Source organism: Hydrogenophaga sp. NH-16 (genome assembly GCF_004006415.1).
In the GTDB taxonomy this organism is placed as follows: Bacteria; Pseudomonadota; Gammaproteobacteria; order Burkholderiales; family Burkholderiaceae_C; genus Hydrogenophaga; species Hydrogenophaga pseudoflava.
On sequence record NZ_CP029344.1, the window covers coordinates 2,408,323 to 2,428,576 of the forward strand.

The following is a 20,254-nucleotide window of genomic DNA, read 5'->3' on the forward strand; positions in this document are numbered from 1 at the left end:
CATCGTCCGTCATTTGCCTCGGGCGCTAGCCGCCAGTAGATTTGAAAGGAGCAAAATAAGGAGACAGCAGTGATCGAACTCAGAGACATTCACTACGTGCGCGTGGGCACCCGCGACCTGGACGGTGCACAAAAATTCTGCACAGAAATAGTGGGTCTGCAGCCCGTGGAGCGCACCAACGACCGCCTCTACCTGAAGAGCGACGCGCGCCACCACACGGTCTGCTACTTCGACGGAGACCCCGGCGACCACACGGTGGCCTTTGAACTCAAGGACTGGACCCAGTTGGGTGCGGCGCTTGAACGGCTGCAGTCGGCGGGTGTGCCTTGCGGCGCGGGCACCACCGCAGAGGCGGCCGACCGGCATGTGGAGGCCTTCATCTGGTTCAACGACCCCACTGGCAACCGCATCGAAATCGTCGCCCGTCCCCACGACGCGGGCAAGCGCTTCTTCCCTTCGCGCGATGCGGGCCTGATCGGCTTCGGACACGTGGGGCTGTGCACCACCGATCCCGCCCGCGACCAGAACTTCTGGATGAGTCACTTCAACACCATGATCAGTGACTGGATCGGCCCCTGCCCCCTGCTGCGGGTCAACCCGCGCCACCACCAGATGGCGCTGTTTGCATCGCAGCGCAAAGGCATCCAGCACATCAACTTCCAGGTCGCCGAGATCGACGACATCATGAAGGCGTGGTACTTCCTGAAAAGCCAGGACGTCCGCATCGTCTTCGGGCCAGGCCGCCATCCCACCTCAGGCGGCAACTTCGTCTACTTCGAGGGCCACGACGAGGTCATCTTCGAGTACTCCAACAGCGACCGGAACATCGTCGGCGACCTGTCGAACTACCGCCCCCGCCAGTTCCCGCTGCACCCCACGTCGTTCTGCATGTGGGGCTCCAAGCCCGACATCGCGGAGTTCCGCGATTGATGGCCGCGCCGCAAGCCGCCGAGCTGACCGTGCGCCGCATGGCGCGCGCGCTGGGCAACAACGGCCTGTCCGGGCCGTTCGGTCACTGCAGCGTGCGGGTGGACACTGACCACTTGCTGGTGTGCGCCGCCCGCCCCATGGCCATGGTCGGCGTGGGCGAAGCCGGCACGGTGGTGCCGTTGAAGGGCGCGCTGCCGGCCGGTGTGTTGGGCGAGGTGCGGTTGCACCAGCAGATCTACCGGCGCCGGCCCGACGTGCAGGCCATCTGCCGCTTCATACCGCCGCAGATCACCGCGCTCGCCGCGCTGGGCCGCGTGCCGCGCGCGCGCCACGGTTTCGGCAGCTACTTCCAGGCCGGCGTTCCCCTGTGGCCAGACGCCGCGCTGGTGCGCAACGACACCGCGGCCGAACAGGTGGCCGCCTTGCTGGGGCCGCACCCGGCCCTGGTCCTGAACGTGAACGGCGCCGTCACCGTGGCCGAAACGCCCGAGCGCGCCGTGGCCCTGGCCTGGTTTCTGGAAGACGCCGCGCGCGTGGAGCTCGCCGCCCTGTCCGCCGGGCTGGCCGACACCGGCCCCGTGCTGGCGGGCGATGTGGCGGCCGAGCGCGCGACCTGGAACGGCCGCATCGCCGAACGTGTGTGGGAGTTCCTGCTCAGGAACGACCCCGAACCCCTTGCTTTCTAACCACAAAGGAGACATCCATGACCCCACGTTTTTCCCTGCGCACGCTCGCAGCGCTCGCCGCTGGCCTGGCGTTCGCCACCGCCTCCCAGGCCGAAGAAGTGACGCTGCGCATCCACCACTTCCTGCCCGCCGGCGCACCGATCCAGGCCAAGGTGCTGGAGCCGTGGTGCCAGAAGGTCACCAAGGAATCGGCCAACCAGATCAAGTGCAAGATCTTTCCGTCGATGCAGCTCGGCGGCTCGGCCCCGCAGCTCTATGACCAGGCCAAAGACGGCGTGGTGGACATGATCTGGACCATCCCGGGGTACACGCCCGGCCGGTTCCTCGTGACGGAGCTGTTCGAACTGCCGTTCATGATGAACACGCCCGAGGCCACCAGCCGCGCACTCTGGGAGTTCCAGACCAAGCACAACGCGGCCGAATACAAGGAGGTGAAGCCGCTGGCCTTCCACATGAACGGGCCCGGCAACTTCTACACCAGGAGCAAGCCCATCCAGTCGCTGGCCGACTTCAAGGGCCTGAAAATGCGCGGTGCCACGCGGCAGACGACCCGGATGCTGTCGGCCCTGGGCGCCACACCCGTCGGCATGGCATTGCCAGCGGTGCCGGAAGCGCTGTCCAAGGGCGTGATCGATGGCGCCCTGACACCCTACGAGGTCGTTCAATCCACCCGGATGCACGAGCTGACCAAGTTCACCACCGAGAGCGATCCCAAGTTCAACGCGGTGTACGCCCAGGTGTTCGTTCTGGCCATGAACAAGGCCAAGTACGACGCCATGTCGCCCGAGCTGAAGAAGGTCATCGATGTCAACAGTGGTGCCGACCTGTCGGCCTGGATCGGCAAGATGATTCACGAGGCCGACGCGCCCGGACGCAAGCTGGTCCAGCAGGCCAACAACACCATCCACACGCTGCCCGTGAGCGAGCTGCAGAACTGGAAGAAGGCCACGGACCAGCTGGATGAAGAGCTGGTGGCGGAAATCAACAAGCGTGGTCTCAACGGTGCCGCGCTGTTGAAGACCGCGAAAGAGCTGATCGAAAAATCCAAGTGACCGGGTCGTGCGCCCTTCGCGGGCGCAGACATGGAAACCGCATGAACTGGCGCAATTCGCGCCAGTTTTTTTGTTCAGTATCCGCCGGACGGCGCCACCCTGGCCTTTGGCGCCCCACCCCCAAAGCGCTGCACCAACCCCGTCGCCGCCTTCACCAGCAGCGTCGTGTCCACCCCCACCGCCACGAACAGCGCGCCCGCGTCGAGGTATTGCTGCGCCAGCGCCGGGTCGGTGGCGAGGATGCCGGCTGCCTTGCCGGCGGCGCGCACGGTGGCGATGCCGTCCATGATCACTTTCTGCACCTCGGGGTGTGATGGCTGGCCGCGGTGGCCCATGCTGGCCGACAGATCGGCCGGGCCGAAGAACACGCCGTCCACGCCTTCGGTTTCGGCGATGGCTTGGAGGTTGTTCACCGCGGTCACGGTCTCGGCCTGCACCAGCAGGCACATCTGGCCGTTGGCCTGGTTCAGGTAGTCGTCCACCTGGTTCCAGCGCGAGGCGCGCGCCAGCGCCGCGCCCATGCCGCGGATGCCTTCGGGCGGGTAGCGCATGGCCTGGACCATGAGCGCGGCCTGCTCGGCGGTGTCGATCATCGGGATCAGCAGGGTCTGTGCGCCGATGTCGAGGTACTGCTTGACGAGGGCCACGTCGGCCTGCACCGCGCGCACGACGGCGTGGGTCTTGGTGTAAGGGGCGACCGCGCGCAGCTGGTCGAGCGCGGTGCGCGGGTCGTTGGGCGCGTGTTCACCGTCGATGAGCAGCCAGTCGAAGCCGCAGCCGGCCAGGGCCTCGGCCACATCGGGCGAGGCGAAGCCGACCCAGCAGCCGATCTGCGGCTTGCCGGCTTTCAGGGCATCGCGGAAGGTGTTCTGGGGGGTCTTCATTGCGGTGTCTTCGTCGGTTCTGGGTAGAGGCCGCGCATCTGGCCCATCAATCTGGTGAGGCCCATGAGCGCGTCCATGTTGGGCGTGGCTTCGCCCAGGTGCCGCCCGATCTCGCGCACGGCGCCCACCAGCGCGTCGAGTTCGATGGGGCGGCCGGCTTCCACGTCCTGCAGCATCGAGGTCTTGAACGAGCCGAGCTTGCGCGTGACAGCGTGGCGGTCTTCGGGGTTCTGGTCGATGGGGATGCCGATGCGCGCGCCGATGGCCTGCGCCTCGCGCATCACGGCGCTGCAGAAGCCGCGCACGAGTTCGTCGTCCAGGATGCGGTCGCAGGGCGCACCGGTGATGGCCGAGACCGGGTTCATGGTCATGTTGCCCCAGAGCTTGAACCAGATGTCGCGCTGGATGCGCTCGGACACGGTGACGCCGAAGCCCGCCTGCGTGAGCAGTTCGCCCAGCGCCTGCACACGAGCAGACGTTCCGCCCGCGGGCTCGCCGAGGATGAGCTGGTTGTTCTTGATGCGCTCGATGCGCGCCGGCTGTGGCGCGGCGGCGCTGGCGTGCACCACGCAGCCGATGACCTGCGCCGTGGGGATGTGCTGCGCCGTCAGGCCCAGCGGGTCCACCGCCTTGAGCTGCAGGCCCGCGGCCTCGCCCGGCAGACCGTCGAAGAACCACCAGGGCACACCGTTCATGGCGACCAGCACCGTGGTGTGCGGGCCCATGAGCGCGCGCACGGCGGGTGCGACCTGCGGCATGGCCGGGCCTTTGACGGAAACGATGACCAGGTCCTGCACGCCCAGGCTCGCCGCGTCGTCGCTGGCGTTCAGCGGCACGCGGTGTTCGGCGCCTTCGGCATCGACCCATGTGAGGCCTTGGCCCCGCAAGGTGCGCAAGGTCTCACCGCGCGCCACCGCCGAGAGCTGCACCTGCCCGGCCGGCAGGCGCGAACCGAGCCAGCCGGCGAACAGGCCGCCGATGGCGCCGACGCCGACGATGGCGATCTTCTTGAAGCTGGTCGAATCACTCATGCGCGGTACCCCGGGTCGATGCGGTCGATCAGGCGCTGCATGGCGGCGAAGGAGTCTTCGCCGGCGCCGTACTTGGGATTGAAGTTGAGCGAGTCGCGCACGCAGCCTTCGAGCACCGGCACCGGAATCTGCCGCAGCTGGCCGAGCGTGGCCGAGGCCACCTGGATCTCGCAGGCGCGCTGCACCAGCCACATCAGGTTGAAGGCCTGCGGCAGCGTGTGGCCGATGACCACCGGACCGTGGTTGCGCAGCAGCAGCACGCGTTTGCCATTGGCTGAAGCGAGGATGCGCGCGCCCTCTTCGCGGTGCACCGTGATGCCCTCGAAGTCGTGGTACGCCACCTGGCCGTGCAGCTGCGCAGCGTAGAAGTTGGTGTAGCTCAGGCCCTCTTCGCTGCAGCACACGGCCATGGTCGGTGTGGTGTGCACGTGCATCACGCAGTGCGCGTCGGGCAGGGTGGCGTGGATGGCGCCGTGGAAGGTGAAGCCGGCCGGGTTGATGGGCCAGTCGTCGTTGCCGATGATGTGGCCGTCCACATCGACCTTGACCAGGTTGGACGCGGTGACTTCGGTGTAGTGCAGGCCGAAGGGGTTGATGAGGAAGTGGTCGTCCGGCCCCGGCACGCGCAGCGAGATGTGGTTGTAGATCAGCTCGGCCCAGCCCAGGTGGGCAAAGATGCGGTAGCAGGCGGCCAGCTGCACGCGGGCCTGCCATTCGGCGTCGCTGAAGCGGGCGGGTTTGAGGAAAGCGTCGGCCATGGTGTCTCCTTTGGTCGATCAGATGAACTTGAACTTGAGGCAGCCCAGCGGGCCGTAGTCGGCCTCGAACAGGTCGCCCGCCTTGGCCGCCACGGGCCGCGTGAAGCTGCCGGCGAGCACGATCTCGCCGGCCTGCAGCGTCTCACCCCAGGGCGCGAGCTTGTTGGCCAGCCAGGCGATGCCGATGGCCGGGTCGCCCTGCACGCCGGCGGCCAGACCGGTCTCTTCGACCGCGCCGTTCTGCCGCAGGATGGCGCCGCACCAGGGGCGGTTGGTGGTGTGCGGGTCGGCACGGAAGGCCGGGTCGCCCGCGCCGATGACGATGCCGGCATTGGCCGCGTTGTCGCTGATGGTGTCGTAGACCTTGCGCATCACCTTGGTGTGGCGGTCGAACTGCTCGATGCGCGCGTCGATGATCTCGATGGCGGGCGTGATGTGGTCGGTGGCGGCCAGCACGTCGTCCACCGTCACGTTCGGGCCGGCCAGCGGCGCCTTGAGCACGAAGGCCAGTTCGACCTCGACGCGCGGGGCGATGAAGTTCTTCACCGGAATCTCCAGCACCTCGCCGGCCTGGGCGGTGTAGAGCATGTTGTCCAGCAGGGTGCCGTAGTCGGGCTCGTCGATCTGGCTGCTGATCTGCATGGCGCGGCTGGTCAGGCCGATCTTGTGGCCGATGACCTTCTTGCCGGCGGCCTTCTCCAGCTCGACCCAGGCGCGGCCGATGCGGTAGCCGTCTTCGACGCTCATGCCGGGGTGGCGTTTGGAGAAGTGCTCGACCTGCGTGCGGGTCTGCTGGGACTGCTGCAGCTCGGCGGCGAGCTGCTGAACGAGGGCGTCGTCGAACATGGCTTCTTTATGTCCTGTTGAAAAGCGGGTGCAAGGAACTGTTCTTGGCATCGAAGACTTCGATGCCTTCGTCCACCTGCACGGTGATGCCGATGGGGCGCCTGGCCAGTTGTTCGGCGAAGCGTTCTTTCACCACGGCGTTGAGCGCATCACCGACGCGCTGGTGCACGGCGGCGCTGCGGCCTTTGGCCATGCGCACGTTCATGTAGACGAAGGCGTAGTCGCCGCCCAGCCCGGCCGCTATGCCGGCCGCGCCGCCGTCGGAGATGGCACTGTGCGCCGCGGGGTAGGCCAGCACGCGCGTGCCGCCGGTGGGGAAGACCTGTTTGTCCTGTTCGTCGCGCACGGCGAGCATGGCGTCGGCCAGCGCGCGGCACAGGCCACTCATGTCGACGCCGCCCTGCGAGGCGGGCTTGTCGAGGTTGGGGGTGTAGAGGATGACGAGGTGGGGCATGGGGTGCTCCGGTTCACAGGCGCGTGGCGATGGTGGAGAAGCCGTCGGCGCGCGAGGCCACGGGCTGCGGGATGGCCGCGCCGCTGACCGGCAGCACCGGGAACAGCGCGTTGATCTGGCCGGTGCCGCTGGCGCCGAAATACGGCGTGACGATCTCGGCCTGGCCGGTGTATTCGCTCCAGCCCAGCACGCCCAGCATCATGGCCGTGTCGTGCATGAAGCCTTCGCCGTGGCCTTTGGCGGCGTACTCGGGCAGCATCTCGCAGAAGTCCTTCCACTCGCCGGCCTTCCACATGCGCACCACTTCGTCGTCCAGGTGCTGCAGGAAAGGGCTCCAGACCTTGAACGCGAATTCGGGCGCCAGGCCGTTCTGCGCGAAGCGGTGGCTGAGCGAGCCGCTGGCGAGGAATGCGACGGTGCCGTCGTAGTGGCCTTCGACCGCCTTGCGCATGGCCCAGCCCAGGCGCGCGCTGTCGTTGAGGTAGTGCGAGGTGCACAGCGCCGAGACCGAGACGGCCTTGAAGTGCTGGTCAGCATTCATGTAGCGCATGGGCACGAGGGTGCCGTATTCGGGCTGCAGGGTGGTGGCGTGGTGCGCCAGGGTCTCGACGCCGTGTTCGTTCGCAACCTTGGCGAGCAACTGGCCCAGCTCGGGGTTGCCGGGGATGGCGTAGCCCATGTTGCTGATGAAGTGGGGCAGCTCGTTGCTGGTGTAGGTGCCCTGCCAATGCTCGGCGCAGTTGAGGTGGTAGGTGGCGTTGACGAGCCAGTGGGTGTCGAAGACGACGATGGTGTCTACGCCCAGTTCCTTGCAGCGGCGTGCGATTTCCTTGTGGCCGTCGATGGCGTCCTGGCGAGTGCCTTTGCGGGGGCCGTCGATTTCGCTGAGGTACATCGAGGGGACGTGGGTGATCTTGCCGACCAGTGCTACTTTGCCCATTTGGCTTGTCTCCTGTTTTGTGCGTTGTCTTGTCTGACGTTTGTGGTGGAAGGTGAGGTGGGTGGTGTACCTCCGCTCATGTCCCCCGGTCTGCGCTGCGCGCAGCCCTCCTCCTTTACTTCGCTGCGGCACACCACCCACCTCGCCTTCTCTCGCTGCGCATCGGCGCTCGAACCAGGGAGCGCCAACATCGTTTTTGGATCGGCGAGTCTGGGTACTCGGCGCAGCGAAGTAAAGGAGGAGAAACGGGCAAAGCCCGTTTCGGGGGACATGAGCGGAGCCGGGTACCCGGGATCGCCGATCACGCCCAGGTAGTCGAGCGAAACAGAAGAAGAGAGCAAATCAAACACCCCAATGAGGAATGTGGTGCGAACCCATGGACACCGCGACGTTCTTGGGCTCCAGGAAGACCTCGTAACTCCAGGTCCCGCCCTCGCGACCGGTCCCAGACGCCTTGGTGCCGCCGAAGGGCTGCCGCAGGTCCCGCACGTTCTGCGAGTTCACGAAACACATGCCCGCCTCGATCGAGGCCGCCACACGGTGCGCCTTGCCGATGTTCTCCGTCCAGACATAGCTCGACAGCCCGTACTGGATGTCGTTGGCGATGCGGATCGCGTCCGCCTCGTCCTTGAACGGAATCAGGCAGGCCACGGGGCCGAAGATCTCGTCCTGCGCAATCTTCATGCGGTTGTCCACGTCGGCGAACACCGTCGGCCAGACGTAGTTGCCGCCCGCCACATGCGACGGCAGCTCGGCGGCATACGAAGGACGGTCCAGCCCGCCGCACAGCATCGTCGCGCCCTCCTTCGGACCCAGCTCGATGTAACTGCGCACCTTGGCCAGGTGCGCCTTGCTGATCATCGGGCCGATGGTCGTCTTCTCATCCAGCGGGTCGCCCACCACGATGCGCTTGGCGCGCTCGGTGAACTTCGCCACGAAGTCGGCGTAGATGCTCTGCTGCACCAGGATGCGCGAGCCGGCCGTGCAGCGCTCGCCGTTGTTGCTGAAGATCATGAAAACGGCCGCATCGAGCGCGCGGTCCAGATCTGCGTCGTCGAAGATCACGAAAGGACTCTTGCCGCCCAGTTCCATGCTGAACTTCTTCAGGCCCGCGGTCTTGACGATGCGGTTGCCGGTGGCCGTCGACCCGGTGAAGCTGATCGCGCGCACGTCCGGGTGGGCGCACAGCGGCTCGCCGGCCTCCTTGCCGAAACCGTGCACGACGTTGAGCACGCCGGCCGGGATGCCGGCATCCAGCGCCAGCTCACCCAGGCGCGCGGCGGTCAGGGGCGAGAGCTCGCTCATCTTGAGCACCGCCGTGTTGCCGAAGGCCAGGCAGGGCGCGACCTTCCAGGTGGCGGTCATGAAGGGCACGTTCCACGGCGAGATCAGCGCGCACACACCGACCGGATGGAACAGCGTGTAGTTCAGGTGCGTGGGCGTGGGGTAGGTGTGGCCGTCCACGCGGGTGCACATCTCGGCGAAGTAGTAGAAGTTGTCCGACGCGCGCGGGATCAGCTGCTTGCCGGTCTGCGCGATCACCTGGCCGGTGTCCTGGGTTTCGGTGTTCGCGATCTCGGGCACGTGCTTGGCGATCAGGTCGCCCAGGGCGCGCACCTTCTTCGCGCGCTCGGTCGCCGGCAGGCCGGCCCAGGCGGGGAAGGCGTCCTTGGCGGCTTGCACCGCGGCGTTCACTTCGGCCTCGGTGCCCGAGGCGACCTCGGCCAGCACGCCCTGCGTGGCCGGGTTGATGGTTTCAAAGTAGTCGGTGCCGGCAACAGCCTTGCCGTTGATGAGGTGGTCGATGCGTTGCGTCATGCCTTGCTTTCGGAAGTGATCGTGTTGATGAGGGAGCCGATGCCGTCGATTTCGGTGACGATCACGTCGCCGGGCTGGCAATCGACGACGCCGTCGGGCGTGCCGGTGAGGATGAGGTCGCCGGGCATCAGGGTCATGAAGCCGCTGAAGTACTCGATGAGCGTGGCGACGTCGAAGATCATGTCCCTCGTATTCCCCTGCTGCGTGACGGTGCCGTTCACGGTGGTGCGCAGCGCCAGCGCCTGCGGATCGGGCACATCGGCCGCGTCCACCAGCCAGGGACCGATCGGCGTGCAGGTGTCGCGGTTCTTGACCTTGAGGTTGGGGCGGTACCAGTTCTCCAGGTAGTCGCGGATCGCGTAGTCGTTGGCGACCGTGTAGCCGGCGACGTAGTGCAAGGCGTCGGCCTTCTTCACACGCTTCGCAGGCTGGCCGATGACCACCGCGAGTTCGCATTCGTAGTGCATGAAGTTCACGCCGTCGGGCCGCACGGTGAAGGCCTTGTGTCCCGTCAGCGAGGCTTCGCCCTTGACGAAGGCCAGCGGTTCTTCGGGCGCCCTGAAGGCCAGTTCTTTCGCGTGGTCGGCGTAGTTCAGGCCCAGGGCCAGCACGGTGCGCGGGCGGTTGATGGGGGCGAGCGGCGGCAGCCAGACCACCTCGTCGAAGCCGACGCGGCGACCTTTGAAGGCGGGTGTCTGGAGTTCAAGCTGGCCGTCAACTTCAACAGCGTCGTGGACCGCGCCGACCCAGGCGATGCGGGCGTGCTTCATACGGCCTCCTGCACAAAGTGGTTGACCAGCGGCGCGAAGCCGGTGGCGGTGATCTCGACCGAGTCGCCGGCCTTGGCGCGCGGCCGCGAGCCGTCCTCCAGACAGTCGGTGCCGACCATCAGCACGTCGCCCGGCCGCATGCTCTGGAAGGCATTGACATCGGCCCAGAGCGTGGCCGCGTCGCGCACCAGGTCGGCGAGCGTCGTGCGCTGGCGCATCACACCGTCCACGCGCAGCTCCAGCACCAGCGACGACAGTTCGGCCAGCGAGTTCAAAGGCCGCATCGCATCGCCCACGCCGAGGAAGCCGTCGACACAGCGGAACTTCACCGGCGGTCGGTAGTAGCTCTCGTGCGGAATGGCCACGTCGTTGAACAGCACGGCGCCCGCCACGCGGCCGCCCTCGCCCGCCACCAGCCCCAGGCTGGCCGCGACCTCGACTTCGCTCACGCCCTTGGGCAGGGCGATGGCCTGGCCGCTGCGGGTGAAGGTGTTGGCGGTCTTGATGTAGAGCACCGGCGCGGCCGGCGGCGCCTTGTAGGGCGCTTCGTGCATGCGCGGCGCCCAGAGCGCGTGTTCGCGCCGGAAGTTCAGCAGCGTGCCGTAGACGGTGCCGCCGGGCAGGTAGGGATTGGGGTTCATGGGGTCACTCCTCGATGTCGTCGACCTCGACGCCGCCCGGCGCTTCGAGCGCGATCACGTCGTCCAGCAGGTCGTAGAGCTGTGCCAGACGCTGCGGGCCCAGCTGCGCTTCCATCCACTGGTAGTGCGATTCGATGGTCAACGACAGCTTGCGCACCAGCTTCAGGCCAGCGGGCGTGGCGCGCACCACGGTGCGGCGCGCGTCCTGCGGGCAGCGGTTGCGGGTGATCAGGCCGTCGCGTTCCATGCGGGTGAGCACGCCGGTCAGGCTGGGGCCGAGCAGCAGCGCCTCGCGCGCCACCCGGCCAGTCTCCACGCCGGCCGGGTCGCGCGCGTGTTCGCCCAGCACGCGCAGCACGCGCCACTGCTGGTCCGACAGGCCGTGCTCGCGCAGGCTCGGACGGGTGTGCTGCATGACCGCCTCGCGCGCCTCCAGCAGCAGGCGCGGCAGGTTGCGGTGGGCAAAGGAAAGGGTGCTGTCGTCGGTGGCCATGGGTCTGTGCGATTTATTTAATATGTTAAATGTTTTTCCGGCCTTCTCGAAACAGGGGTTAACCCTCAACCCCGGGGACCGACCGACAATCGCGGCATGAACTCGCTCGCCCAACGCCTGAACGTCGATCGCCTGCTGCTGCAGGCGCCCATGGCCGGTTCGCAGGGTTCGGCCCTGGCGCTGGCGGTCTGCCAGGCCGGCGGCATCGGCGCCCTGCCCGCCGCCCTGCTCACGCCCGAGGCGCTGGTGCAAGAGCTGACCACCCTCTCGCAAGGCACCTCCCGGCCCTGGAACGTCAACTTCTTCTGCCACACGCCCCCCGCACCCGACGCGGCGCGCGAGGCCCGCTGGCGCGAGGCGCTGGCGCCCTTCTACGCCGAGGCCGGACTGGACATCGCCGCCGTGCCGGCCGGCGCGGGGCGCGTGCCCTTCAGCCACGCGGTGGCCGACCTCGTCGAGCCGTTCCGGCCGCCCATCGTGAGCTTTCACTTCGGCCTGCCAGCGTCCGACCTGCTGGCGCGCGTGAAGGGCTGGGGCAGCGTGGTGCTGTCGTCGGCGACGACGGTGGACGAGGCGCTGTGGCTCGAAGCCCAAGGCGTCGATGCCGTGATCGCGCAGGGTTCTGAGGCGGGCGGCCATAGAGGCATGTTCCTGACCAACGACCTCACAACCCAGGTCGGCACCTTCGCCCTGCTGCCGCAGATCGTGGCCACCGTGCAGGTGCCGGTGATCGCCGCAGGCGGCATCGCCGGCGCAGCCGGGGTGCGCGCCGCGCTGGCGCTGGGTGCGGCCGGCGTGCAGGTGGGCACGGCCTACCTGTGCAGCGACGAGGCCCTGACCTCCCCCATCCACCGCGCCGCACTGCAGAGCGAAACGGCGCGCCACACGGCATTGACCACCCTGTTCAGCGGCCGGCCGGCGCGCGGCATCGTCAACCGGGTGATGCGCGAGCTGGGGCCGCTCAGCCCGGCGGCGCCCGCCTTTCCCACTGCGACCGCCGCCATCGCGCCACTGCGCACGCACTGGGAGAAACAGGGCCGCGGCGACTTCTCGCCCTTGTGGAGCGGCCAGAACGCCAGCGGCTGCCGCAGCGCACCGGCGGCCGAGATCACCCGCGATCTTTTGAAAGGCTTCTGAACATGTTCGTCGTGATCTTCCGCGCCAAGGCCCGCGACCTGGATGCCGAGTACAGCGCCATGGCCGCGCAGATGCGCCAGCTCGCGCTGACGCAGTTCGGCTGCCTGGACTTCACCGCCGTCACCGAGGGCGACCAGGAGATCGCCCTGTCCTACTGGCCCGACGAGGCCAGCATCCGCGCCTGGAAGCAGCACACCGACCACCTGATGGCGCAGAAGCTGGGCCGCGAGCGCTGGTACGCCAGCTACTCGGTGGAGATCGCCGAGGTCACACGGCGCTACAGCCACCCCGCACAAACTCAGAAGTAGTCGTCCGGGTCGCGGTCCGCCCGCACCGGGCGCGGCGCTTCGCGCTGGCGGTTGAGCCAGCGCTTGAGCGCCGCCGCGTCCTGCGCCGCGGCCAGGTCCTGCTCCAGCTGCGCCAGCTGGGCTTCCAGCCCCGCCACCTGCGCCAGCAGCGCCTGCCTGAGCGTGTTCGGGTTGGCCACCTGAGCGTGCGGCAGCTCGAACTCGGTCGCCAGCTGCCCCTGCCGCGCCGCACGTTCGCGCTCCAGACCCGCCACCTGCTGCTTGAGCAGCAGGGTCAGCGCAGCCAGCCGGTCGTCCGCCAGGCGCGACACCGCGGTGGGGTCGGCCAGTTCGGCGCGCAGCTGGATCTGCATCAGCGTCACCAGGTCCTTGCGCGCGTAGGCGGTGTTGGCCTCGCTCATCAGCGCGGTCTTGCGCACCCGTTCGGTTTCGTCGGGCTCGCGGTCGGGGTGCAGGGCGCTGGCCAGCTGGCGGAACAGGGTGCGCAGCTGGGTGTCGGCGTCGGCCGCTTGCGCCTCTGCTTCGGCGGGCCGGCTGCCCGCCTTCTGCCGGGCCTTGCGCGCCTGCGCCTTGGCCTGGCGGCGCGCCTGTTCTTCGTCGCGTGCCGCCCGCAGCCGCGCCATGCCGGCGCGCACCAGCTCGTCCATCGAGAGGTCTTCATCCCCGCGGCCCAGCGGCTCGCCCAGCGCGGCCTCCAGGCGCGCACGCATCGCATCGGCCGCGGCCTGTTTCTTCTGCGCCAGGGTCTGGCGGCTGTGCCGGTCGTGCAGCGCGACCATGTCCGCCTCGCCCTCCTCGGCCAGCGCCTGTGCCAGTGCGCACAGCGCCTCGGTCGCCGTCTCCTGCTGCAGGCGGCTGAGCGCCTTGCCCTGCAGATGCCCCTCCAGCGCCAGGGCGAGCGCACGCATCTGCCGACGCCGCTGCTGCTGCAGGGGCGTGAGCCAGCGGTGCCGCTCGGCCCGGTGCGCACGACCCAGGGCGTCCAGTTCGTCCAGCTGCGCGCGCAGCTTGTCGACCCGGGTCAGCTGCAGGTTGAAGGCGCGGGCCGCGGCCGACAGCGGCTGCTCGCCCGGCGCCAGGGCCTGCAGGGCGGCGGCGGGGACGATGCGGTGCGAGGAAGAAGAGGAACGGGTGGCGGACACAGTGGCGGCGGGCGAAGGACCGGGCGTGGACCGGCCCGTCGGGGTGTCGACTATATTGCCGGCCACATGGCCAAAGAAAAGACCCAATACACCTGCAACGAATGCGGCGGCACCAGCCCGCGCTGGCTGGGCAAGTGCCCGCACTGCAACGCCTGGAACACGCTGATCGAGTCGGTCGCCGAATCCGGCGCCCCCACCAGGAACCGCTTCGCCGCACTGGCCAAGACGGCCGAGGTCACCACGCTGGCCGACATCGAAGCCACCGACGTGCAGCGCACGCCCACCGGCCACGACGAACTCGACCGCGTGCTGGGCGGCGGCATCGTGGAAGGCGGTGTGGTGCTGATCGGCGGCGACCCGGGCATCGGCAAGTCGACGCTGCTGTTGCAGGCGCTGGACGCGCTGCAGCGCGCCGGCCAGAAAACCCTGTACGTGACGGGCGAAGAGTCGGGCGCCCAGGTCGCGCTGCGCTCGCGCCGCTTGGGCCTGGATGGCTCGCAGGTCCAGGTGCTGGCCGAGATCCAGCTGGAGAAGATCCTGGCCACACTGTCTGCGCACCATCCCGCCATCGCGGTGATCGATTCGATCCAGACCGTGTATTCCGAACAGCTCACCAGCGCGCCGGGTTCGGTGGCGCAGGTGCGCGAATGCGCCGCCCACCTCACCCGCGCGGCCAAGGCCTCGGGCACGGCCATCGTGCTGGTGGGCCACGTGACCAAGGAAGGCGCGCTGGCCGGCCCGCGCGTGCTGGAACACATGGTCGACACGGTGCTGTATTTCGAGGGCGACACGCACAGCAGCTTCCGCCTGATCCGCGCCATCAAGAACCGCTTTGGCGCGGTCAACGAGATCGGCGTGTTCGCCATGACGGAAAAGGGCCTCAAGGGCGTGAGCAACCCGAGCGCGATCTTCCTCAGCCAGCACAGCGAGCCGGTGCCCGGCAGCTGCGTGATGGTGACGCTAGAGGGCACGCGGCCCATGCTGGTGGAGATCCAGGCGCTGGTGGACAGCGGCGGGCCCTCGCCGCGGCGCCTGTCGGTGGGCCTGGACCGCGACCGCCTGGCCATGCTGCTGGCCGTGCTGCACCGCCACGCGGGCGTGGCCTGCATGGACCAGGACGTGTTCGTCAACGCGGTGGGCGGCGTGCGCATCAGCGAGCCGGCGGCCGACCTGGCCGTCATGCTGGCCATCACCAGCAGCCTGCGCGGCCGCGCCCTGCCCAAAGGCTTCATCGCCTTCGGCGAGGTCGGCCTGGCCGGCGAGGTGCGCCCCGCGCCACGCGGCCAGGAGCGCCTGAAGGAAGCGGCCAAGCTGGGCTTCTCCGTCGCGGTCGTGCCCAAGGCGAATGCACCGAAGAAGAACGACAAGGCCTTTGAAGGTCTGACCATCCACGGCGTGGACCGCATCGAAGAGGCCATGGAGCTCGCACGCAGCCTGGCCTGACGGGGTGATCTACGCAGATTCCGCAGTGGCCTCATGCACCGCTGCCCCGACAATCTCGCCATGAACTTCCAGCGCATCGCCGTCCCCCTGCTCGTCATCGGTCTGCTCGTCTTCGCCGGGCGCCAGTACGGCTGGGCGGGCGTGGCCGCCGTCGGCGGGGGCCTGGTGATGTGGCTGCTGCTGCACTGGACTCGGATGATGACGGTGATGAAGCGCGCCGCCCACCGGCCCATCGGCTGGGTCGCCAGTGCGGTCATGCTCAACGCCAAGCTCAAGCCGGGTGTGAACCTGATGCACGTGATCGCCATGACCCGTTCGCTGGGAGAGCGCCTCAGTGCCGAGGGCGAACAGCCCGAGCGCTACCGCTGGACCGACAACGGCGGCTCCACCGTCACCGTCACCCTGCAGGGTGGTCGCGTGACCGCCTGGGAACTGCAGCGCCCGCCGGCCGAAGGCTGAAAGCAGCCGGTTCGGCGCCCGGGGCGGGCACCTAAAATGCGTGTTTCTGCGGCGCAAGACCGCGCTTGAGACACCCCATTTTCAAAGGACCCCGCATGAGCCCCGTGATTCCCTCGATGTCCGACCGCGACGGCAAGATCTGGATGGACGGCCAGATGGTGGACTGGCGCGACGCCAAGATCCACGTGCTGACCCACACGCTGCACTACGGCTGCGGCGCCTTCGAGGGCGTGCGCGCCTACAAGACGGCCGACGGCAGCACCGCCATCTTCCGCCTGGAAGAACACACCGACCGCCTGTTCAACAGCGCCAAGATCCTGCGCATGGCCATCCCCTTCACCAAGGAACAGGTGAACGAGGCCCAGAAGGCCGTGGTGCGCGAGAACCAGCTGGAGAGCTGCTACCTGCGCCCGCTGACCTGGATCGGCGACAAGAAACTGGGCGTCAGCCCCAAAGGCAACACCATTCACCTGATGGTGGCGGCCTGGGCCTGGGGCGCCTACCTGGGTGAAGAGGGCATGAAGCGCGGCATCCGCGTCAAGACCAGCAGCTACACCCGCCACCACGTCAACATCACCATGACGCAGGCCAAGGCGGTGAGCAACTACACCAACTCCATCCTGGCCAACATGGAAGTGACCGATGAGGGCTACGACGAGGCCCTGCTGCTGGACAGCTCGGGCTTCGTGTCCGAAGGCGCGGGCGAGAACATCTTCGTGGTCAAGAACAGCGTGATCTACACCCCCGACCTGTCGGCCGGCGCGCTCAACGGCATCACCCGCAACACCATCTTCCACATCGCCAAGGACCTGGGCCTGGAGATCGTGCAGAAACGCATCACCCGCGACGAGGTCTACATCGCCGACGAGGCCTTCTTCACCGGCACCGCCGCCGAGGTGACGCCGATCCGCGAACTCGACCGCATCGAGCTGGGCAGCGGCAGCCGCGGCCCGGTCACCGAGAGAATCCAGTCGGCCTTCTTCGACATCGTGGGTGGCCGCAATCCCAAGTACGCGCACTGGCTCACCAAGGTCTGAGGAACATCCCATGAGCACTTCTTCCAAGATCGAACTGGCCGCCAAGGACCTGAACCCGCAGGGCGGCGTGTTCTGCCCCAATCCCAAGGCCGACATGAAGCTCTGGAACAGCCACCCCAGGGTGTACCTGGATGTGGCCAAGACCGGTGAAGCCCGCTGCCCCTATTGCGGCACGGTGTACGCCCTCAAAGCCGGCGAAGCGGTGGCGCACGGACATTGAACATGGGGACGGTGGGCAGCGTCGAGGTGGTGGTCTCGACCTACAACCACCCCCGTGCGCTGGACCTGGTGCTGCACGGGCTGCTGCGGCAGAGCCAGCCGGACTTCCGGATCTGCATCGCCGACGACGGTTCGGGGCCTCAGACCACTGAACTGATCGCCGCGTGGCAGCAACGCCTGGGTCCCCGGTTGCGCCACATCTGGCAGGCAGACCGCGGCTTTCGCAAGAACCGCATCCTTAACAAGGCCATCGCCAGCTCGACCGCCGACTACCTGGTCTTCCTGGACGGCGACTGCCTGCCGTCCGAGCACTTCGTGGCGCGCCACCTCGCGCTGGCGCGGCCCCGGCGCTTCTGCACCGGCGGGGTGATCCGGCTCACCCTGGCCGCCAGCGAGGCGGTGCAGGCACCGGGTGTCGACTCGGGCGAGGTCTTCACGCCGTCCTGGCTCACCTCACACGACGCCCTGCGCAGCACCAGCGCCCGGCTCAAGGCCGGCCTCTACCCACCCTGGGCGTCGCACCTGGCCGAGCGCCTGACCACCGTTCGCCGCACCTGGAACGGCGGCAACAGTTCCACCGCGCGCATCAACCTGATCCGGGTGAACGGATTCGACGAGAACTTCGGCTACGGCGCCGAGGACATTGAACTGGGTTTCCGCCTCAACAACGCGGGCATCCGGGGGGTCCACCTGCGGTACACGGCGCCCGTGCTGCACCTGGAACACCGGCGCGACTATGCCCACCCGGACGAACGCGTGCGCAACAAACAGGCGGCGCGCCAGGCGCTGCGGCAAGGCAAGACCACCACGACCCACGGCATCGTCGAGCTCTGACGATGCCCCGCGCACCGACCAAAAAAAAGCCACCTTGCGGTGGCTTTGAAAGTCCTTGGAAGGACGTCGTTGGGAGACCGGTGCGAGCGACGTTTTGGGTTTGGAATTGAGCCGTCACTCGCTTTGTTGTGACAGCAACCCGCGAATTGTGCGTTGCGGCACACCTTCCGACCATCCCCTGTTTGGGGGAGAACTGTGGACCTTTGTTGCAATTCGCTCAAAACTTGGGCGGCAAATCAGCACCAAATGCTGCCAAACCCACAATGTCGTGACAAATCGCACGTCCGGGAAGCCAACAATATTTACACCCAGTTACAGAGGCAATTCGACGACAAAGCGCGCACCGCCTCCGGGGCGGTCTTCGCAGCGCACGCTGCCCAGGTGCCGCTGGGCGATCGACCGCACCAGCGACAAGCCCAGACCCACCCCACCCACGCTCTCGCTGGCTCCTGGCAACCGGTAGAACGGCTCGAAGATGCGCTCCCGCAGTTCGGCCGGCACGCCCGGACCACGGTCCTCGACGCTCACCCGCACCAGGGCCTGGCCACCCGGCGCCGTGATCCGGTCGATGCCCAGACGGGCCGGTTCGGCGGAGCCCCCCGCTTCCGGCCGGTGGCCGTAGCGCCGTGCGTTCTCCAGCAGGTTGCGCAGCAGTCGGCGCAGCAGCTTGGGGTAGCCCTGCACCAGCACCGGCGAGATGCCTTCGGCCACGTCCAGGTCGGCGCCGGTGCGCGCGCACTCCTCGGCCGCCAGCCCCACCAGGTCGACCTCTTCGGTCGGGCCCAGCGCCGAGGCCTCGTTGGCGTCGCGCAGGTCCAGCCGGCTGGCCATCAGGATCTCGTCGATCAGCTGGTCCAGCTCGTCGATGTTGCGCGCGATCTCGGCCCGCTGCGGCGCGCGCGCCGGGTCGTTGCCCAGCAGCTCCAGTCCGATGCGGATGCGGGCCAGCGGCGAGCGCAGCTCGTGCGAGGCATTGGCCAGCAGGGTCTTGTGCGAGAGCATCAGGGTCTGCACACGCTCGGCCGCCGCGTTGAAGCGCTCGGCCAGGAACGCCACCTCGTCCTGCCCGCTGACCGGCAGGCGGGCGCTGAGGTCGCCCTGCCCCCAGCGCTCGACGCCGCGCTGCAGCCGTTCCAGCCGCTGGGTCAGGCGCCGCACGATCGGGTAGGCGCCCAGCGCCACCGCCAGCCCGACCAGGCCCAGCAGCCAGGCAAAGCCGATCGGCGACTGCAGGCCGAACAGGCTGCGCCGCCCCGGCGCGGGGCTGCCGGGCTGCCGGTTCGGGCGCGGCAGCTGGATGTACAGCGTCTGGCCGTCCTTCATCTGCACCTGGAACTCCAGCCCCTGGCCGGGCACCCGCACCGCCTGTGCCGGCGCCGCACCGAGCACCTCGCCAGTACCATTGCGCAACACGATCTCGCGCGCGATCCGCGCGTCGCGCTCCTCGCGGTCGCGGTCCAGCGCCATCTGCCACAGCCAGCCGACAACCAGGGTCAGCACCGCGACGGCGGCCACGATGGCCAGCCAGATGCGGAGGTAGAGCTTCTGACCGAGCAGGCTTTTCATCAGTCTTGCTGTTTCGCGAACACGTAGCCCACGCCGCGCACCGTGAGGATGCGCTTGGGCTCCTTGCTGTCGGCCTCGATGGCGTTGCGGATGCGGCCGATGTGCACGTCGATGCTGCGGTCGAAGGCTTCGAGCTCGCGTCCGCGCACCGCCTCCATGATCTGGTCGCGCGTGAGCACGCGGCCGGCGCGTTCGGCCAGCGCCACCAGCAGATCGAACTGGTAGGAGGTCAGCTCGCAGGCCTTGCCCGCCACCTGCACCGTGCGAGCGTCGCGGTCGATCTCCAGCGAGCCGAAGCACAGCACCGGTGTGGCGCGCGTCGTGGCCGCGGCGGCAGTCGCCTCACCGCGGCGTCGCAGCACGGCGCGGATGCGCGCCAGCAGTTCGCGCGGCTCGAAGGGTTTGGGGAGGTAGTCGTCGGCGCCGAGTTCGAGGCCGATGATGCGGTCCATCGGGTCGCCCTTGGCCGTCAGCATCAGCACCGGCACGCGGGCGTTGCCATTGGGCAGGGCCCGGATGCGGCGGCAGACCTCCAGGCCGTCGATGCCCGGCATCATCAGGTCCAGGATCACCAGCTCGGGCTGCAGCAGCGGCAGCTGTTCCAGACCCTTTTCGCCGTCGGGCGCGTGGGTCACCTCGTAGCCGGACTGGGCCAGGTACTCGGTGACCATCTGCGCCAGGCGCGCATCGTCTTCGATCATCAGGAGGCGGGTGGGGGTCGGGGCGTTCATGCAGGCAGTTTATAGACCTGGACCATGCATGGTCTCCCATGCGCGTGAACCGTTTGTCTCGCTCACGTAAAGTTG

At 68.1% G+C, this 20,254-nt stretch carries 23 protein-coding genes; 10 read left to right on the forward strand and 13 right to left on the reverse strand.

Going from position 1 to position 20,254, the window contains the following annotated elements; all coding sequences use genetic code 11:
• Nucleotides 1–69 precede the first annotated feature (69 nt).
• Genes DD542_RS11670 through DD542_RS11680 form a run of 3 tightly spaced genes read left to right on the forward strand, consistent with a single transcriptional unit; the run spans nt 70 to nt 2,668 of the window.
• Nucleotides 70–930, forward strand: coding sequence for a VOC family protein (locus tag DD542_RS11670; RefSeq protein ID WP_127805779.1), 861 nt, complete (start codon nt 70–72; stop codon nt 928–930).
• Nucleotides 930–1,616: a class II aldolase/adducin family protein gene (locus DD542_RS11675; protein WP_127805780.1), complete on the forward strand. Its 687-nt coding sequence runs from the start codon at nt 930–932 to the stop codon at nt 1,614–1,616. Before DD542_RS11670 ends, DD542_RS11675 begins: the two co-directional genes overlap by 1 nt.
• A 17-nt stretch (nt 1,617–1,633) precedes the next feature.
• On the forward strand, nt 1,634–2,668 hold the full coding sequence (locus tag DD542_RS11680; RefSeq protein WP_127805781.1) for a TRAP transporter substrate-binding protein: 1,035 nt from the start codon (nt 1,634–1,636) through the stop codon (nt 2,666–2,668).
• A 74-nt stretch (nt 2,669–2,742) separates the two neighbouring features.
• Here the strand turns inward: DD542_RS11680 and hpaI are convergent, their stop codons facing one another.
• The 10 genes from hpaI to hpaR all read right to left on the reverse strand — a co-directional run bounded on the left by hpaI (nt 2,743) and on the right by hpaR (nt 11,303).
• Complete coding sequence (gene hpaI / locus DD542_RS11685) at nt 2,743–3,552, reverse strand: 4-hydroxy-2-oxoheptanedioate aldolase (protein ID WP_127805782.1); 810 nt, start codon at nt 3,550–3,552, stop codon at nt 2,743–2,745.
• Nucleotides 3,549–4,583 (reverse strand): 2-dehydropantoate 2-reductase, encoded by a 1,035-nt coding sequence (locus DD542_RS11690; RefSeq protein ID WP_127805783.1) that lies wholly within the window; start codon nt 4,581–4,583, stop codon nt 3,549–3,551. Before DD542_RS11690 ends, hpaI begins: the two co-directional genes overlap by 4 nt.
• Nucleotides 4,580–5,341: a class II aldolase/adducin family protein gene (locus tag DD542_RS11695; RefSeq protein ID WP_127805784.1), complete on the reverse strand. Its 762-nt coding sequence runs from the start codon at nt 5,339–5,341 to the stop codon at nt 4,580–4,582. Before DD542_RS11695 ends, DD542_RS11690 begins: the two co-directional genes overlap by 4 nt.
• An 18-nt stretch (nt 5,342–5,359) precedes the next feature.
• A complete protein-coding gene (gene hpaH, locus DD542_RS11700) occupies nt 5,360–6,187 on the reverse strand; it encodes a 2-oxo-hept-4-ene-1,7-dioate hydratase (RefSeq protein ID WP_127805785.1) in 828 nt (275 codons plus the stop codon).
• Between the two features lie 7 nt (nt 6,188–6,194).
• On the reverse strand, nt 6,195–6,641 hold the full coding sequence (locus DD542_RS11705) for a 5-carboxymethyl-2-hydroxymuconate Delta-isomerase (protein ID WP_127805786.1): 447 nt from the start codon (nt 6,639–6,641) through the stop codon (nt 6,195–6,197).
• Between the two features lie 13 nt (nt 6,642–6,654).
• Nucleotides 6,655–7,581, reverse strand: a complete 927-nt coding sequence (gene hpaD / locus DD542_RS11710) for a 3,4-dihydroxyphenylacetate 2,3-dioxygenase (RefSeq protein ID WP_127805787.1) — start codon at nt 7,579–7,581, stop codon at nt 6,655–6,657.
• A 342-nt stretch (nt 7,582–7,923) separates the two neighbouring features.
• Nucleotides 7,924–9,399: a 5-carboxymethyl-2-hydroxymuconate semialdehyde dehydrogenase gene (gene hpaE / locus DD542_RS11715; protein ID WP_127805788.1), complete on the reverse strand. Its 1,476-nt coding sequence runs from the start codon at nt 9,397–9,399 to the stop codon at nt 7,924–7,926.
• Entirely contained in the window at nt 9,396–10,169 is a 774-nt protein-coding gene (locus tag DD542_RS11720) for a fumarylacetoacetate hydrolase family protein (protein ID WP_127805789.1), read from the reverse strand. The genes hpaE and DD542_RS11720 overlap by 4 nt, the downstream gene beginning before the upstream one ends.
• Entirely contained in the window at nt 10,166–10,810 is a 645-nt protein-coding gene (locus DD542_RS11725) for a fumarylacetoacetate hydrolase family protein (protein WP_127805790.1), read from the reverse strand. Before DD542_RS11725 ends, DD542_RS11720 begins: the two co-directional genes overlap by 4 nt.
• 4 nt (nt 10,811–10,814) lie before the next feature.
• Complete coding sequence (gene hpaR / locus DD542_RS11730; protein ID WP_127805791.1) at nt 10,815–11,303, reverse strand: homoprotocatechuate degradation operon regulator HpaR; 489 nt, start codon at nt 11,301–11,303, stop codon at nt 10,815–10,817.
• 96 nt (nt 11,304–11,399) lie between these two features.
• Between hpaR and DD542_RS11735 the strand changes: the two genes are divergently transcribed.
• Together DD542_RS11735 and DD542_RS11740 are read left to right on the forward strand one after the other, a co-directional pair.
• Complete coding sequence (locus tag DD542_RS11735) at nt 11,400–12,440, forward strand: nitronate monooxygenase (RefSeq protein ID WP_127805792.1); 1,041 nt, start codon at nt 11,400–11,402, stop codon at nt 12,438–12,440.
• A gap of 2 nt (nt 12,441–12,442) precedes the next feature.
• The gene (locus DD542_RS11740) at nt 12,443–12,748 is read left to right on the forward strand and encodes an antibiotic biosynthesis monooxygenase (protein WP_127805793.1); all 306 of its coding nucleotides are present in this window, start codon (nt 12,443–12,445) and stop codon (nt 12,746–12,748) included.
• On the opposite strand, the gene DD542_RS23575 is transcribed toward DD542_RS11740, so the two are convergent.
• Nucleotides 12,739–13,890 carry a hypothetical protein gene (locus tag DD542_RS23575; protein WP_164868386.1) on the reverse strand — a complete coding sequence of 384 codons (1,152 nt, stop codon included), beginning with the start codon at nt 13,888–13,890 and terminating at the stop codon, nt 12,739–12,741. The genes DD542_RS11740 and DD542_RS23575 overlap by 10 nt on opposite strands.
• Nucleotides 13,891–13,956: 66 nt before the next feature.
• Between DD542_RS23575 and radA the strand changes: the two genes are divergently transcribed.
• The 5 genes from radA to DD542_RS11770 all read left to right on the forward strand — a co-directional run bounded on the left by radA (nt 13,957) and on the right by DD542_RS11770 (nt 17,882).
• A complete protein-coding gene (gene radA, locus DD542_RS11750) occupies nt 13,957–15,333 on the forward strand; it encodes a DNA repair protein RadA (RefSeq protein WP_127805794.1) in 1,377 nt (458 codons plus the stop codon).
• 60 nt (nt 15,334–15,393) lie between these two features.
• Complete coding sequence (locus DD542_RS11755; protein WP_127805795.1) at nt 15,394–15,792, forward strand: glycerate kinase; 399 nt, start codon at nt 15,394–15,396, stop codon at nt 15,790–15,792.
• A gap of 95 nt (nt 15,793–15,887) precedes the next feature.
• Nucleotides 15,888–16,829, forward strand: a complete 942-nt coding sequence (locus DD542_RS11760; RefSeq protein WP_127805796.1) for a branched-chain amino acid transaminase — start codon at nt 15,888–15,890, stop codon at nt 16,827–16,829.
• Between the two features lie 10 nt (nt 16,830–16,839).
• A complete protein-coding gene (locus tag DD542_RS11765; protein ID WP_079366497.1) occupies nt 16,840–17,049 on the forward strand; it encodes a zinc-finger domain-containing protein in 210 nt (69 codons plus the stop codon).
• Nucleotides 17,050–17,051: 2 nt separating this feature from the next.
• Nucleotides 17,052–17,882: a glycosyltransferase gene (locus DD542_RS11770; protein WP_127805797.1), complete on the forward strand. Its 831-nt coding sequence runs from the start codon at nt 17,052–17,054 to the stop codon at nt 17,880–17,882.
• Between the two features lie 312 nt (nt 17,883–18,194).
• On the opposite strand, the gene DD542_RS11775 is transcribed toward DD542_RS11770, so the two are convergent.
• Nucleotides 18,195–19,448: an ATP-binding protein gene (locus tag DD542_RS11775; RefSeq protein WP_206610663.1), complete on the reverse strand. Its 1,254-nt coding sequence runs from the start codon at nt 19,446–19,448 to the stop codon at nt 18,195–18,197.
• Nucleotides 19,448–20,179 (reverse strand): response regulator transcription factor, encoded by a 732-nt coding sequence (locus DD542_RS11780; protein ID WP_066159968.1) that lies wholly within the window; start codon nt 20,177–20,179, stop codon nt 19,448–19,450. The genes DD542_RS11775 and DD542_RS11780 overlap by 1 nt, the downstream gene beginning before the upstream one ends.
• Nucleotides 20,180–20,254: the final 75 nt, after the last annotated feature.

Excerpts from the sequence above, each read along its gene's own strand:
- radA (WP_127805794.1), top strand. The coding sequence starts at position 13,957 with ATGGCCAAAGAAAAGACCCAATACACCTGCAACGAATGCGGCGGCACC.
- hpaE (WP_127805788.1), bottom strand. The coding sequence starts at position 9,399 with ATGACGCAACGCATCGACCACCTCATCAACGGCAAGGCTGTTGCCGGC.
- DD542_RS11770 (WP_127805797.1), top strand. The coding sequence starts at position 17,052 with ATGGGGACGGTGGGCAGCGTCGAGGTGGTGGTCTCGACCTACAACCAC.
- DD542_RS11720 (WP_127805789.1), bottom strand. The coding sequence starts at position 10,169 with ATGAAGCACGCCCGCATCGCCTGGGTCGGCGCGGTCCACGACGCTGTT.
- hpaH (WP_127805785.1), bottom strand. The coding sequence starts at position 6,187 with ATGTTCGACGACGCCCTCGTTCAGCAGCTCGCCGCCGAGCTGCAGCAG.
- DD542_RS11690 (WP_127805783.1), bottom strand. The coding sequence starts at position 4,583 with ATGAGTGATTCGACCAGCTTCAAGAAGATCGCCATCGTCGGCGTCGGC.
- DD542_RS11760 (WP_127805796.1), top strand. The coding sequence starts at position 15,888 with ATGAGCCCCGTGATTCCCTCGATGTCCGACCGCGACGGCAAGATCTGG.
- hpaD (WP_127805787.1), bottom strand. The coding sequence starts at position 7,581 with ATGGGCAAAGTAGCACTGGTCGGCAAGATCACCCACGTCCCCTCGATG.
- DD542_RS11765 (WP_079366497.1), top strand. The coding sequence starts at position 16,840 with ATGAGCACTTCTTCCAAGATCGAACTGGCCGCCAAGGACCTGAACCCG.
- DD542_RS11775 (WP_206610663.1), bottom strand. The coding sequence starts at position 19,448 with ATGAAAAGCCTGCTCGGTCAGAAGCTCTACCTCCGCATCTGGCTGGCC.
- DD542_RS11740 (WP_127805793.1), top strand. The coding sequence starts at position 12,443 with ATGTTCGTCGTGATCTTCCGCGCCAAGGCCCGCGACCTGGATGCCGAG.
- DD542_RS11675 (WP_127805780.1), top strand. The coding sequence starts at position 930 with ATGGCCGCGCCGCAAGCCGCCGAGCTGACCGTGCGCCGCATGGCGCGC.
- hpaR (WP_127805791.1), bottom strand. The coding sequence starts at position 11,303 with ATGGCCACCGACGACAGCACCCTTTCCTTTGCCCACCGCAACCTGCCG.
- DD542_RS11680 (WP_127805781.1), top strand. The coding sequence starts at position 1,634 with ATGACCCCACGTTTTTCCCTGCGCACGCTCGCAGCGCTCGCCGCTGGC.
- DD542_RS11735 (WP_127805792.1), top strand. The coding sequence starts at position 11,400 with ATGAACTCGCTCGCCCAACGCCTGAACGTCGATCGCCTGCTGCTGCAG.
- hpaI (WP_127805782.1), bottom strand. The coding sequence starts at position 3,552 with ATGAAGACCCCCCAGAACACCTTCCGCGATGCCCTGAAAGCCGGCAAG.
- DD542_RS11725 (WP_127805790.1), bottom strand. The coding sequence starts at position 10,810 with ATGAACCCCAATCCCTACCTGCCCGGCGGCACCGTCTACGGCACGCTG.
- DD542_RS11755 (WP_127805795.1), top strand. The coding sequence starts at position 15,394 with ATGAACTTCCAGCGCATCGCCGTCCCCCTGCTCGTCATCGGTCTGCTC.
- DD542_RS11705 (WP_127805786.1), bottom strand. The coding sequence starts at position 6,641 with ATGCCCCACCTCGTCATCCTCTACACCCCCAACCTCGACAAGCCCGCC.
- DD542_RS11780 (WP_066159968.1), bottom strand. The coding sequence starts at position 20,179 with ATGAACGCCCCGACCCCCACCCGCCTCCTGATGATCGAAGACGATGCG.
- DD542_RS11695 (WP_127805784.1), bottom strand. The coding sequence starts at position 5,341 with ATGGCCGACGCTTTCCTCAAACCCGCCCGCTTCAGCGACGCCGAATGG.